Below are 13177 nucleotides of genomic sequence, written 5' to 3' on the forward strand. Positions count from 1 at the left end.
GGGGGCCTGCACGACCCTTCATGGGATCCGAGCACCGTCGCGAGGCGAGCCCGCCGGGGAGGGCGGGCGCGTGGTCGGACCCCACGTCACGAGGAGCAGCCCATGTCATCGAGCCGTCTGAGAGCCCGTCACCAGCACCCGGGTCGCCGTCGAGGGCTCCGACCCGTCCTCGCCGCCGCCGCGGCAGCCGTCCTGGGTCTGAGCCTCGCGCCGCCGACGTCCGCAGCACGACCCCCCGGGGACCCCCAGGGGCACCCCCGCTGGGTCTCGACGATCGACGACAGCGTCCTCGCACCCTTCCAGCTCGCCGTCGAGGGGCGCGACGTCTACGCGACCGACGGCTTCCTCGGCACCCTCACGAGGTACTCCCGATCGGGCACCAAGACCGTGCTCGCGCGGGTCGAGGGCGGTGAGATCGCCGGCGTCGACGTGGCGAAGGGGGGCCGCACGTGGGCATACGCGAGCACCTCTGCCGACGGGCGCAGCACCCTGACGATCCAGTCGAAGGGACGGCCGGACGTCGTCGCCGACCTCGGCGCGTACGAGCAGACCGTCAACCCGGACCAGGGGGTCACCTACGGCATCATCGCCGGCGGCAACCCCTGCGCCGAGGAGGTCTTCGGCGGGCTCACCGGCGGCCAGGCCACGTACACGGGCATCGTCGAGTCGCACCCCTACGCCGTCGCGGCCCTGCCCGACGGGTCCTGGGCGGTCGCCGACGCCGCGGGCAACTCTGTGCTGCGGGTCGACCGCCGAGGACGCATCTCGACGCTCGCCCTCGCGCCGCGCCGGCCGCTGCTCATCACGACGGAGATCGCCGCATCGATCGGGCTGCCCGACTGCACCGTGGGCGTGACCTACGCCTTCGAGGGTGTCCCCACCGATGTCGAGGTGGGCCCGCGCGGTCGGCTCTACATGAGCTCGCTGCCCGGCGGCCCCGAGGACCCGAGCCTGGGTGCCCGTGGCGCCGTCTTCACGATTGGGCACCACGGCGCGGTGACGAAGGTCGCCTCCGGATTCCTCGGGGCGACGAACCTCGCGGTGCAGGGCGACACGCTCTACGTCGCCGAGCTCTTCGGCGGCCAGGTGACGGCCGTGCACGGCCGTCACCGCTGGGCCGCCTACCGGATGGAGCGGCCCCTGGCCGTCGAGGTGAGCGGGCGCACGATGTACCTCGGCCAGCTCGCGGACATCGACTTCGAGACGGGCACGCCGCGGGCCCCGGGGTCGATCGTCAAGGTGTCGCTGAAGCACCACCACCATCACCACCACTGATCGCGGTGGGAGGACGCCGACGGCGCGAGCCCCGGTGGCATGACGAAGGGCCCCGACCTGGTGGTCGGGGCCCTTCGTCTGCGGTGGGCGATACTGGGTTTGAACCAGTGACCTCTTCCGTGTCAAGGAAGCGCGCTACCGCTGCGCCAATCGCCCGGGGTCCTGCTAGGTCCTGCGTCGAGGTGGAGACGGGATTTGAACCCGTGTAGACGGCTTTGCAGGCCGTTGCCTCGCCTCTCGGCCACTCCACCACTGGAGGCGGTGAACCTTCCGAGCGGATGACCGGCCTCGAACCGGCGACCTCAACCTTGGCAAGGTTGCGCTCTACCAACTGAGCTACATCCGCACTTCCGCTCCGGGCTTCCTTGCCCCTTGCGTGCGGTGTGACAGTAGCCCAGACGGACGGTGAACTCCAAACCGACTCCTGGGGCGGTCCTCGCACCCCCGTCGTCAGGCCTGCGCGATGGACCGGTCGGCCGCCGAGTGGGGCCACAGGGAGCGCACGGCGGCGTTGAGCGCGGCCCCGACGAGCACGGAGATCGCGATCGCGTAGAGGCCGACGATGAGGATGATCGGGGTGCTCAGCGGGCCGTAGATCGAGGTGCCGCCGAGCGAGCCGGCGACGAGGGTGCGCACGAGCCAGGCCGACAGGACCCACAGCACGAGGGTGAGGGCGGCGCCGGGCAGGTCGCGGCGCCAGGGGTCGCGCTGCGGGGTCGAGAGGTGGAAGAGGGTCGTGACACCGGCGAGCACGAGGACGGAGACGACCGGCCAGTAGAGGGCGACGAGCCAGTCCGCGGGGTCGGGCAGCAGGGAGCCGATCGCGCTCGGCCCGACGAGGACGAGCGGCATCATGACGACCCCGAAGAGCAGCCCGAGCGTGTAGATCGACAGGCTCATCGCCCGCGTGCGCACGATCCCGCGGATGCCGGACTGCCCGTACATGATCGAGATGGTGTCGATGAAGACGTTGAGCACCCGCGAGCCGGACCACACCGACAGCAGGAAGCCGATGGAGATGAGCTCCCCGCGCCCGGCGCGGAAGACCTCGTCGACCGTCGGCAGCAGCAGGTCGTCGATGACCTGCGGGGTGAGGAAGCTGCCGGCATAGCTGGCGATCCGCTCGGTGAAGTCGTCGACGCCGCTCTGCCCCACGGCGCTGCCGACGTAGCCGACCCCGCCGAAGAGCCCGAGGACGAGCGGCGGGAGGGACAGCAGCGCGAAGAAGCCGGCCTCGGCGGCCAGCCCGGTGACCCGGTAGCGCAGGCAGATGCGGACCGTCTCGCGCACGAGCCGGACGAGGGCGAGGACGAAGGGGACACCCTCGAGCCCGTCGCGCACCCTCGCCCGTGTGCTCACGCTCTGCACCGTAGAGCCCGCACGGCCCGACCGGCGTGACCCACGCGGGAGGAGCGGCTCGTCGCGGTGGTCCCGTCCCTCGCACCTCGACCGGCGAGGGCTTCGTCGGGCGAGGTGCGACGGGCCCTCTGGGCCCGAGCCTCGAGACCACCGGACCGGCCGCCTATCCTCGCGCCATGCCGACCCACGACGTGACGAACCAGCCGCCCCCCTTCGTCGGGGTCGACGTCTACGGCAGCGACCCGACCCTCACCGCGGCCGTCGAGCGCTGGGTCCCCGGGACCGGGCGGGCCGACGCCCACGCAGCGCTGCACGCGCTCGGCGAGCGGGCGGGCAGCGCGGAGGCGGCCGAGCTCGCGGATCGGGCCGAGCGCAACGCCCCCCGGCTGCGCACCCACGACCGCTGGGGGCACCGCGTCGACGAGGTCGACTACGACCCCGCCTGGCACGACCTCATGCGCGTCGCCGTCGGTGCCGGGCTCACCGCCGGCACCTGGGCGGCCGGACGGGGCGCGGGCGCTCATGTGCGGCGGGCGGCCGGCTTCGTCACCTGGTCGCAGGTCGACGCCGGCCACATCTGCCCGGTGACGATGACCCACGCCGCCGTGCCCGCGCTGCGCCACTCCCCCGAGCTCGCGACGCGCTACGAGCCCGGTCTCGCGTCGCGCGAGTACGACCCGGGTCTGCGGGCGCCGGCGCTCAAGGCGGGGCTCGTCGCCGGCATGGGGATGACGGAGAAGCAGGGCGGCTCCGACGTGCGCGCCAACCGCACGCTCGCGACGCCGGCGCCGGACGGTCCGCTGCCCGGGCGGACCTACCGGCTCACCGGGCACAAGTGGTTCTGCTCGGCCCCGATGAGCGACCTCTTCCTCGTCCTCGCCCGCACCGACGGGCAGGACGCGCCGAGCTGCTTCGCCGTGCCGCGTGTCCTCGACGACGAGACGCGCAACCCCTTCGCCCTCCAGCGCCTCAAGGACAAGCTGGGCGACCGCTCGAACGCCTCCTCCGAGGTCGAGCTCGACGGCACGTGGGGCTCGCTCGTCGGCGAGGAGGGGCGAGGGGTGCGCACGATCATCGACATGGTCGCCGCGACCCGTCTCGACTGCGTCCTCGGGTCGGCCGCGACCACCCGCGCCGCCCTCGCCCGGGCCGTGCACCACGCCCGGCACCGTCGCGCCTTCGGCGCGCTGCTCGTCGACCAGCCGCTCATGCGCTCGGTGCTCACCGATCTCGCGCTCGAGTCGGAGGCGGCCACCCTGCTCGGCATGCGGCTGGCCCACGCGGTCGACACCGGCGAGGTCGAGCTGGCCCGCCTCGGCGTCGCCGTCGGCAAGTACTGGGTGTGCAAGCGCACGCCGACCCTCGTCGCCGAGGCGCTGGAGTGCCTCGGCGGGGCGGGCTACGTCGAGGAGAACGGACTGGCCCGTCTCTACCGCCAGGCCCCCCTCAACTCGATCTGGGAGGGCTCGGGCAACGTCAACGCGCTCGACGTCGTCCGGGCGATCAGCCGCGAGCCCGCGAGCCTCAAGGCCCTCCTCGAGGAGGCCGCCGTCGCGCGGGGCACCTCGTCGACGCTCGACCGGGCGCTCGACGCCGTCGAGACCGCCTGCGCCGCCGTCGCGCTCGACCCGCTCGCGGCCCAGGCCGGCGCCCGGCGCCTCGTCGAGGACCTCGCCCTCGTGCTCCAGGGCAGCCTCATGACGCGGTACGCGCCACCGGAGCTCGCCGAGGCCTTCGTCGAGTCACGCCTGGGCGCAGGAGCCCGTCTCGGCCTCGGGTCGATCGACCCCGGTCTCGCGTCGCTCGCGGCGCCCGTCGCGCTCGGACGCTGCTGACGGTGCGCGTCCCGCCTGGTCGCCGCTGACGCTCAGGTGTGCTCGAGGCGCTCCTGCTCGACCTCGACGTCGAAGTCGGCGGCCGGCCACCGCGGGTCCATCGCCTCGAGGTGCTCCTTGAGCAGCTGCATGACGGCCAGACGGGCGTACCACTTGCGGTCGGCGGGCACGACGTACCACGGCGCGCTCTCGGTCGAGGTGCGCTCGAGGACGCTCTGGTAGGCCTCCATGTACTCGTCCCAGTGCTCGCGCTCGTCGATGTCTCCGGGGTTGTACTTCCAGTGCTTGTCGGGGCGGGCGAGACGCTCGGCGAGGCGGGCGCGCTGCTCGTCCTTGCTGATGTGGAGCATCACCTTGACGACCGTCGTGCCGCTCTCGACGAGACCGCGCTCGAAGGTCGCGATCTGGCCGTACCGGCGCGACCACTGCGCGCGCGGCACGAGGTCGTGGACGCGCACGACGAGGACGTCCTCGTAGTGGCTGCGGTCGAAGACGCCGATCTCGCCGGGCCGCGGCAGGGCCCGCCGGATCCGCCACAGGAAGGGGTGGCGGCGCTCCTCGTCACTCGGCACCTTGAAGCTCGTGAGCGCGACACCCTGCGGGTCCATGGCCCCGACGACATGGCGCATGATGCCGCCCTTGCCCGAGGTGTCCATGCCCTGGATGACGAGCAGGACGCTGCGCTGACCGCCGCCCTTGGACTCGGCGTACAGCCGCTCCTGCAGCTCGCTGACGACGTCGGCGAGCTCGGGCATGAGCTCGGCAGCCGCGGCCTTGTCGCCGTCGAAGCCCGGCGTGCCACGTGTGTCGATCTCGTCGACCCGTGTCGTCGGACCGGCGCGCAGCGCCTCGCCGAAGGTCTGGGGCACGGGCGCCCCCTTCGGCACCGTCGTCTGCACGGGCTCGTCGGCAGCTGACTTCTTCGGACCTGAGCCCGTGCGACCCGGCCCCTTCGGGCGCTTGTCCTTCGAGCGCTCGTCCTTCGCGCTCTTCGCCGACGTCCTCGTCTTCTTCGACCCCTTCGCCATCGGCCCATCATGCCCACCGGTCCGGGCCCGTGGGGCTGCGAGGATGCCGCCATGCGTGCCCTCATCGCTCCCCCGCACGTCGACCTGCCCGACGGGACCCTCGACGACGCCGCCGTCGACGCGCTCTACGCCCACGACGGCGAGCTGCTGCGCCTCAGCTTCGTCTCCACCCTCGACGGCGCCGCGACGGGCGGCGACGGGGTGTCGGGCTCGATCAACACCGAGGCCGACGGCCGTGGGTACCGGGCGATGGGCCGGGCGGCCGACGTCGTGCTCGTCGGTGCCGGCACGGCCCGGGCGGAGGAGTACGGGTCCCGCTCGACACCGCTCGTCGTCGTCAGCCGCCGCGGCGAGCTGCCCGAATCGGTCCGCGAGGGCGACGGCACCGTCGTCCTCGCCACGGTGGCGGCCTCGGGAGTGCCCGAGGGCGAGCACGTGTGGCACGTCGGGCAGGACGAGGTCGCTCTCGTGGCCCTCGTGCAGCGGTGCCGCGCGGCCTTCGGCCCGCACGTCCTGTGCGAAGGGGGACCGAGCCTGGCCGGGGACCTCGTCGCCGCGGGCCTGGTCGACGAGCTCGGCCTGTCGTGGGCGCCCTCGCTCGTCGTCGGGTCGCCGGAGGACCACCCCCGGATCCTGCGCGGTCCCGCCGCCGAGGTCGCGCTCGATCCGGTGCACCTCCTCGAGCAGGACGGCACCCTCGTCGGGCTGTGGCGCGTGCGCCGCTGACGCACCGCGCTCAGAGCACCGGGGCCGGTGCGGGCGCGGGGTGGGGCGCCGGTGCGAGCGCCGGACGACCTCAGCGCACGAAGTCGCCGACGACCCGGTCCCACCGGTGCGGGTCGACGTTCCACTCCTTGCAGTGCCGGGCGAGCGACCACGGCTCGAAGGTCACGAGGTCGGGCCGGGCGGCGGCGAGACGCTCGGAGGGCCCGACCGGCACGAACTCGTCGTCACGGGAGTGGATGAGCAGCAGCGGGTGGTGCAGCTCGTCGGCGCGGCGCACCCAGTCGGTGCGGGTGACGTCGACGGACTCGGTGAGCCCGACGAGACCGCGCGCCCAGCGCTGACCCATGAGGCTGCGTCCGAGGCTGCCGACGGCCCGGGGCACCGAGTGCAGCCGGGCGTGGTGGGCGAGGACGTCGGCCCAGTCGACGACCGGTCCGTCGAGCACGGCCCGGCTGACGAGCGGGGCGAGCTCGGAGCGGTCGAGCACCTGGAGCACGATCGCCCCGCCCATCGACCACCCGACGAGGACGATCTCCTGGGCCCCCCGGGCGACGGCGAGGCGCATCGCGGCCTCGACGTCACGCCACTCCGACAGGCCGAGGTTGTAGCGCCCGTCGGGGCCCAGCGGGGCCTCGGTGTCGTTGCGATAGCTCGGCACGAGCACGTCGAGACCGGCGGCGTGCAGCGCGGGCACGGCCCGCAGGGTCTCGTAGCGCCGGGCCCCGCGCCCGTGGACGAGGACCGCCCAGCGCGAGTGGTCGGCTCCCTCGCTGGGCACCACCCACGCCGGCATCGGCCCGACCTCGCCGTCGACGACGACGTCCTCGTGGTGCAGGCCGAGGTCCTCGCGGGGGTTGCGCGCGTAGTAGTAGCCGTTGACCCGCACCGGACCCGGCCGGGCGGTGCCCCAGTCGACGCTCACGAGCCGGCGGCGCACCCGCTGGAGGCGATGGTCGTGCTCGAGGACCTCGCCCACCCGGACGTGACCGCCGTCGCCGTCGACCCACAGGCCGTACAGGCCTGGCACGGTCGTCTCGGGCGTCGCGTCGAGGGTGACCGAGTCGTGGTGGAGGACCCGGATCCGCGCGTCGTCGGGCCGGTAGGGGTCGGGGGTGAGCACACGGCGGGCGAAGTAGGCCGCGGCGCCGAGCCACACCGAGCCGGCACCGGCCAGGGCGCCGCCCACGGCGGCACCGCCGTACGTCGCGGCGCGTCGGGTGGTCGTGCTCGGGCTCACGAGGCGATCCTCTCAGGTCATGATGGGCAGGTGAGGCAACCCATCGCGCTCCCCGTCGACCCCATGCTCGCCAAGGCCGCCGCCGCGGTGCCCGCCGCCGACGCGGTCGACGGGGGGTACGCCTACGAGCCGAAGTGGGACGGCTTCCGCTGCGTCGTCCTGCGCGACGGCGACGAGGTCGAGCTCGCGAGCCGCGGCAAGAAGCCGCTCACCCGCTACTTCCCCGAGGTCGTCGCGGCCTGCCTGGAGCACCTGCCCGAGCGGGTCGTCCTCGACGGCGAGATCGTCGTGCGCTCCGGCGAGCCGGGAGCCCAGCGGCTGCAGTGGGAGGCGCTCTCGCAGCGCATCCACCCCGCGGCGTCGCGCGTGACGAAGCTCTCGCAGGAGACCCCGGCCGAGGTCGTCGTCTTCGACCTCCTCGCCGTCGGCGACGAGGACCTCATGTCCTCCCCCTTCGCCGAGCGCCGTGCGCGCCTCGAGGGGCTCTTCGCGCAGGTCTCTCCCGAGGCGCCGATCCACCTGACCCGCGTCACCCGCGACCCGGACGAGGCGACGGACTGGTTCACCCGCTTCGAGGGGGCCGGGCTCGACGGCGTCGTCGCCAAGGCGCTCGCCTCGCCCTACTCCCCCGGCAAGCGCACGATGATCAAGGTCAAGCACAAGCGCACCGCCGAGGCCGTCGTCATCGGATATCGCGTGCACAAGTCGGGGCAGGGCGTCGGCTCGCTCCTGCTCGGGCTGCACCACGAGGGGCAGCTCATCGGGGTCGGGGGGATCGCCGCCTTCACGACCGCGCGCCGCCTGGAGCTCGTCGACGAGCTCGAGCCCTACGTGCGCCGCGACGAGGAGGGCGAGGTCGTGCGGGCCGAGACCGACCGCTCGCGCTTCTCCTCGAGCAAGGACGTCTCGTACGTGCCGCTGCGCCCGGAGCTCGTCGTCGAGGTCGCCTTCGACCAGCTCGAGGGGTGGCGCTTCCGGCACGCCGTGCAGCTCGTGCGCTGGCGGCCCGACCGCGACCCGGAGTCATGCACCCTCGACCAGATCGACCGCGCCCCGGCCTACGACCTCGGCGAGGTGCTCCTCGAGCGCGAGCCCTGATCGGCGGTCCTCATCGGTAGCGTCTGGCCATGAGCCTCACGCGAGACAGCCACAACCTCACCGTCGACGGGCGTCCGGTGCGCGTCGTCGGCTCCACCGGCGCGATCCGCGCGACCTGGCGCCTCTTCGAGGGTGATCAGCTGCTCGCCGAGGAGGAGGTGCTCGCCGGCACCCGCGAGCTCGTCGGCACGCTGTCGACGGGCACGCGGGTCGTCGCGACCGTGCACCAGTCGGCGCTGGGCAGCACGAAGGTCGTCGTCACCGCCCACGGCGAGACCGTCGCCGAGCTCGACGGCTTCGTCGCCTGAGACCTCGTCGCGCTCAGCCCTCGACCCGGTTGCCGTCCTCGTCCCAGTGCGACGCCACCTTCTTGCTGGGCTGCACGCGTGGGGGCTCGCCGGGCATCTTGGGGTAGTCGGGCGGGAAGTTCAGCTCGCCGCCGGGCAGCTCCTCCCACAGCCGCAGGAGCGGCTCCAGGGGGTGGGCCGTGCCGTCCATGTCGGCCCACGGGTCGCCGTCGGCGAGCCGCTCGGGGACGGACAGCAGGTGCAGGCCCGCGGGGTCGTCGACCTCGGCGAGCTGCTCCCACGTCAGCGGGGTGCTCACCGGCGCCCCGGGGCGGGCGCGCAGGCTCCACGCGCTCGCGATCGTGCGGTCGCGGTTGTTCTGGTTGAAGTCGACGAAGATCCGCTCCCCGCGCTCCTCCTTCCACCACGCCGTCGTCACGCCGTCGTCACGGCGCTCGAGCTCGCGCCCGAAGCCGATCGCCGCGTGGCGCAGGTCCTCGAAGGAGTGCGTCGGCTCGACCCGGACGTAGACGTGGATGCCGCGGTTGCCGCTCGTCTTGGGGTAGCCGCGCATGCCGAGCTCCTCGAGCAGCTCGCGGGCCACGCCGGCGACGCGCCGCGCGTCGGCGAAGGTCGTGCCGGGCTGGGGGTCGAGGTCGATCCGCAGCTCGTCGGGGTGGTCGACGTCGGGCCGGCGCACCGGCCACGGGTGGAGCGTCAGCGCACCCATCTGCGCGGCCCACACGACCGAGGCGGGCTCGGTGGGGCACAGCTCGGCCGCGGTCCGTCCGCTGGGGAAGGTGATCTCGACGGTCTCGACGTAGTCGGGCGCGCCTCGCGGCAACCGCTTCTGGTAGAAGCCGTCGGCGCCCTTGTCCTGGGGGCCGACGGCCAGGCGCATGCCCTCGCGCCACCCGTCGGGCCAGCGCTCCATCGCCGTCGGTCGCTCGCCGACCGCGCGCATCATCGCCTCGCCGACGTCGGCGAAGTACTGGCACACCTCGAGCTTGGTGATCTGTGGCGTGCGCTCGGTCGCCTCGTAGATCACCCGGTCCGGGCTGGAGACGCGGACCTCGCGCTCACCGGCGGTGACGCTGCCCGCGGGGGTCTTGGCCATGCGCTCACGGTAGTGGCGAGAGGGGACAGCGCGGTCCCCCTTCGCCCCCTGACGAAGTCCTGACCTGGTCTTGGCCAGAGGTTTACCCCGGACGCGGCGTGGCGTCACCCAGGGGTGCCTACCGTCTCTCTCGCCCCCTCTCTCCAGCTCAGGAGCAACCCCCGTGCCCACTCGCCACACCTCGCCCCGACGCCGTCGCGCGCTCGCGGCGCTCACCGCCGTCCCGCTCGTCACCGCCGCTCTCGCCGTCACCGCGCCGAACGCCACCGCCGTCTCCACGACGGTCGTCATCTCCGAGGCCTACGGCGGCGGCGGCAACTCCGGCGCCCCCTTCCGCAGCGACTTCGTCGAGCTCGCCAACCGCTCCGGCGCGGCCGTCGACCTCAGCGGCTGGAGCCTGGCCTACTACTCCGCGAGCGGCACGACCGCGCAGACGACGCCGCTGAGCGGCAGCATCGCCGCGGGTGGTCGCTACCTCGTCAAGCAGGCCGACGGCGCGAGCGCGACCGCCCCCGCGCTGCCCACCCCCGACGCGACCGGCACGGTCCCGATGTCCTCGAGCGGCGCCCGCGTCGTCCTGCGCGACGCGAGCGGGGGCGAGGTCGACCTCCTCGGCTGGGGCTCGGCGACGACCTTCGAGGGCGCGCCGGCCGGGGCGACGAGCAACACGACGTCCGTCGCGCGCCGCGACATCTGCAGCGACACGGACAACAACGCGGGTGACTTCGTCGTCGGGGCACCGACGCCGCAGTCCTCGACGACCCCGGTGACGACGTGCGAAGGGGGCGAGGAGCCGCCCGTCGACGAGCCGGAGACCATCGCGCAGATCCAGGGCGCCGCGCACCTCTCCCCGCTCGACGGGCAGCGGGTCAACGGCGTCGAAGGGGTCGTGACCGCGGTGAGCCGCAACGGCTTCTGGATGCAGTCGACCACCCCGGACGACGACCCCGCGACGTCCGAGGCGATCCTCGTCTACACCCGCACGGCGCCGACCGCGACGGTCGGCGACACCGTGAGCGTCGACGGCGCCGTCGACGAGTTCCGTCCCGGTGGCTCCAGCGGGTGGGACAACCTCACGACGACGCAGGTCGTCGGCCCGCGGGTGACCGTGACCGGCACGGCGCCCGTCCCGGCCCCGGTCGTCCTCGGCGAGGACCGCACCGCCCCGCAGCAGAGCGTCGACGCGGCGGACCCGAAGAACGTCGAGTACGACGGTGCCGAGTTCCGGCCCGAGCGCGACGCCATCGACTTCTACGAGTCGCTCGAGGGCATGCGCCTCGGGGTGCGCGACGCGACCGCCGTCGGCCCGACGAACTCCTTCGGCGAGCTCCCCGTCGTGCCCGGCAGCGGTGTCCAGGCCACCCGCACCGCGTGGGACGGCGTCGTCTACTCCGGCTACGACCGGCCCAACACGATGCGCGTCATCCTCGACGACTACCTCACCGGCGTCCTCCCGGCGGCCGACCAGGGCGACACCCTGCCGGGGCTCGTCACCGGCGTCCTCGACTACGACTTCGGCAACTTCAAGCTCCACGTCCAGGAGCAGCCGACGGTCGTCGACGGCCCGGCGCAGCGCGAGGTCGCGCCCGTCCAGCGCGACCGCGAGCTGAGCGTCGCGTCCTTCAACGTCGAGAACCTCGCGCCGACGAACCCGCAGGAGAAGTTCGACCGGCTCGCGGGGCAGATCGTGACGAACCTGCGCTCCCCCGACGTCATCGCCGTCGAGGAGGTCCAAGACGACAACGGCGCGGTCGACGACGGCACCGTCGACTCGACCGCGACGACCGACAAGCTCGCCGCGGCGATCCTCGCCCAGGGCGGACCGCAGTACACGGCGCACTGGGTCAACCCGAAGGACAAGGCCGACGGCGGCCAGCCCGGCGGCAACATCCGCAACGTCCTGCTCGTGCGCGCCGACCGCGACGTCGACGTCATCACCCGCGACGCGGGCGACCCCGAGCACGAGGCACTCGTCGAGACGCGGCGCAAGGGCAAGCGGACCGAGACCTACCTCACGACCTCGCCGGGCCGCGTCGACCCGACGAACCCCGCCTTCGAGAGCTCGCGCAAGCCGCTCGTCACCGAGCTGCGCTACCGCGGCGAGAGCGTCTTCGTCATCGCCGTGCACCTGAGCAGCAAGGGCGGCGACGACCCGCTCTTCGGGCGCTGGCAGCAGCCGGTGCGCTCCAGCGAGGACGACCGGCACGCCCAGGCGCGCGCGGTGCGCTCCTTCGTCGACGACCTGCTCGAGGCCGACAGCCAGGCCAAGGTCGTCGTCGCCGGCGACGTCAACGACTTCGAGTTCTCGCAGACCGCCGACATCCTCGTCGACACGCTCGAGGGCAGCGGCTCGACGGCGCTGACCGACCTGCCGCGCACCCTGCCCGCCGGTGAGCGGTGGACCTACGTCTTCGACGGCAACAGCCAGGTCCTCGACCACATCCTGCTCAGCCCCTCGCTCGTGACGCGGGAGAAGGTCAACGGCCCGTGGCGGCCCGGCAAGCACCAGCACGGCGAGCCGGTCTTCCGCTACGACATCGTCCACACGAACGCCGCCTTCTCCGACCAGGACAGCGACCACGACCCGCAGGTCGTGCACCTGGACCTCAAGAAGTAGGGCTCTGCCCCCTTCGCACCGACGCCCTCACGCCCCGGGAACATCTGGGGCGTGAGGGCGTTGGCATGATGTGATCCACCCCCGACCCGCGAAGGAGACCATCGTGGAGCCCACCGGCCGGCAGTACTCCGTGTCCAAGGACGACGCCCAGTGGCGGTCCGAGCTCAGCGCCGACGAGTACTCGGTGCTGCGTCAGGCCGGCACGGAGCGTCCCTTCACCGGCGAGTACACCGACACGACGACCGAAGGGGTGTACGCCTGCCGCGCGTGCGGCGCCGAGCTCTTCACCTCGACGGAGAAGTTCGAGAGCCATTGCGGCTGGCCGTCCTTCTTCGCCCCGCTCGCGCAGGACCGCGTCGAGTACATCCAGGACGACTCGCTCCCGGGCCGCCCCCGCGTCGAGGTCCGCTGCGGCAGCTGCGGCAGCCACCTCGGGCACGTCTTCGAGGGCGAGGGCTACGAGACCCCCACCGACCAGCGGTACTGCATCAACTCGATCGCCATGACCCTGCGCCCCGCCCAGGGCTGATCCCCCTTCGCCCCACCCGTCACCCGTTTCTCGGGTGACCCGATAAACCCCGGCTTGGCACCAGTAAGA

Annotated in this window: 11 protein-coding genes and 3 tRNA genes; 7 read left to right on the top strand and 7 right to left on the bottom strand. The window is 73.2% G+C overall.

The genetic code is table 11. From position 1 onward, the window contains the following. Window positions 1–102 precede the first annotated feature (102 nt). Window positions 103–1275, top strand: coding sequence for a ScyD/ScyE family protein (locus LIV55_RS01815; RefSeq protein WP_229299007.1), 1173 nt, complete (start codon window positions 103–105; stop codon window positions 1273–1275). An 84-nt stretch (window positions 1276–1359) separates the two neighbouring features. Here the strand turns inward: LIV55_RS01815 and LIV55_RS01820 are convergent. The 4 genes from LIV55_RS01820 to LIV55_RS01835 form a co-directional block, all read right to left on the bottom strand. Next, window positions 1360–1431, bottom strand: a tRNA-Val gene (locus LIV55_RS01820). 24 nt (window positions 1432–1455) lie between these two features. Then, window positions 1456–1526: transfer RNA gene (locus LIV55_RS01825), tRNA-Cys, on the bottom strand. 22 nt (window positions 1527–1548) lie between these two features. Next, window positions 1549–1621, bottom strand: a tRNA-Gly gene (locus LIV55_RS01830). A gap of 104 nt (window positions 1622–1725) precedes the next feature. Further along, the gene (locus LIV55_RS01835) at window positions 1726–2634 is read right to left on the bottom strand and encodes a YihY/virulence factor BrkB family protein (RefSeq protein ID WP_229299008.1); all 909 of its coding nucleotides are present in this window, start codon (window positions 2632–2634) and stop codon (window positions 1726–1728) included. 176 nt (window positions 2635–2810) lie between these two features. On the opposite strand from LIV55_RS01835, the gene LIV55_RS01840 reads away from it, so the two are divergent. Next, a complete protein-coding gene (locus tag LIV55_RS01840) occupies window positions 2811–4469 on the top strand; it encodes an acyl-CoA dehydrogenase family protein (protein ID WP_229299009.1) in 1659 nt (552 codons plus the stop codon). Window positions 4470–4501: 32 nt separating this feature from the next. Here the strand turns inward: LIV55_RS01840 and LIV55_RS01845 are convergent, their stop codons facing one another. After that, a complete protein-coding gene (locus tag LIV55_RS01845) occupies window positions 4502–5497 on the bottom strand; it encodes a polyphosphate kinase 2 family protein (protein ID WP_201467111.1) in 996 nt (331 codons plus the stop codon). A gap of 51 nt (window positions 5498–5548) precedes the next feature. Here LIV55_RS01845 and LIV55_RS01850 point away from each other — a divergent pair, with 51 nt between their 5' ends. Continuing rightward, window positions 5549–6223, top strand: coding sequence for a dihydrofolate reductase family protein (locus LIV55_RS01850; RefSeq protein ID WP_229299010.1), 675 nt, complete (start codon window positions 5549–5551; stop codon window positions 6221–6223). Window positions 6224–6293: 70 nt separating this feature from the next. Here the strand turns inward: LIV55_RS01850 and LIV55_RS01855 are convergent, their stop codons facing one another. Beyond that, window positions 6294–7460: an alpha/beta hydrolase family protein gene (locus LIV55_RS01855; RefSeq protein WP_123091875.1), complete on the bottom strand. Its 1167-nt coding sequence runs from the start codon at window positions 7458–7460 to the stop codon at window positions 6294–6296. A 30-nt stretch (window positions 7461–7490) separates the two neighbouring features. Here LIV55_RS01855 and LIV55_RS01860 point away from each other — a divergent pair, with 30 nt between their 5' ends. Together LIV55_RS01860 and LIV55_RS01865 are read left to right on the top strand one after the other, a co-directional pair. Continuing rightward, on the top strand, window positions 7491–8558 hold the full coding sequence (locus LIV55_RS01860; protein ID WP_308012862.1) for an ATP-dependent DNA ligase: 1068 nt from the start codon (window positions 7491–7493) through the stop codon (window positions 8556–8558). A 29-nt stretch (window positions 8559–8587) separates the two neighbouring features. Continuing rightward, window positions 8588–8866, top strand: a complete 279-nt coding sequence (locus LIV55_RS01865) for a hypothetical protein (RefSeq protein WP_191563811.1) — start codon at window positions 8588–8590, stop codon at window positions 8864–8866. Window positions 8867–8879: 13 nt separating this feature from the next. On the opposite strand, the gene LIV55_RS01870 is transcribed toward LIV55_RS01865, so the two are convergent. Next, entirely contained in the window at window positions 8880–9962 is a 1083-nt protein-coding gene (locus LIV55_RS01870) for a DNA polymerase domain-containing protein (protein WP_068275462.1), read from the bottom strand. Between the two features lie 163 nt (window positions 9963–10125). Between LIV55_RS01870 and LIV55_RS01875 the strand changes: the two genes are divergently transcribed. After that, window positions 10126–12579 (top strand): DUF8508 domain-containing protein, encoded by a 2454-nt coding sequence (locus LIV55_RS01875; protein WP_229299011.1) that lies wholly within the window; start codon window positions 10126–10128, stop codon window positions 12577–12579. Between the two features lie 103 nt (window positions 12580–12682). Beyond that, window positions 12683–13108 (top strand): peptide-methionine (R)-S-oxide reductase MsrB, encoded by a 426-nt coding sequence (gene msrB, locus LIV55_RS01880; protein ID WP_372430348.1) that lies wholly within the window; start codon window positions 12683–12685, stop codon window positions 13106–13108. Window positions 13109–13177: the final 69 nt, after the last annotated feature.

It is taken from the genome of Janibacter melonis, from assembly GCF_020567375.1.
Lineage (GTDB): Bacteria > Actinomycetota > Actinomycetes > Actinomycetales > Dermatophilaceae > Marihabitans > Marihabitans melonis.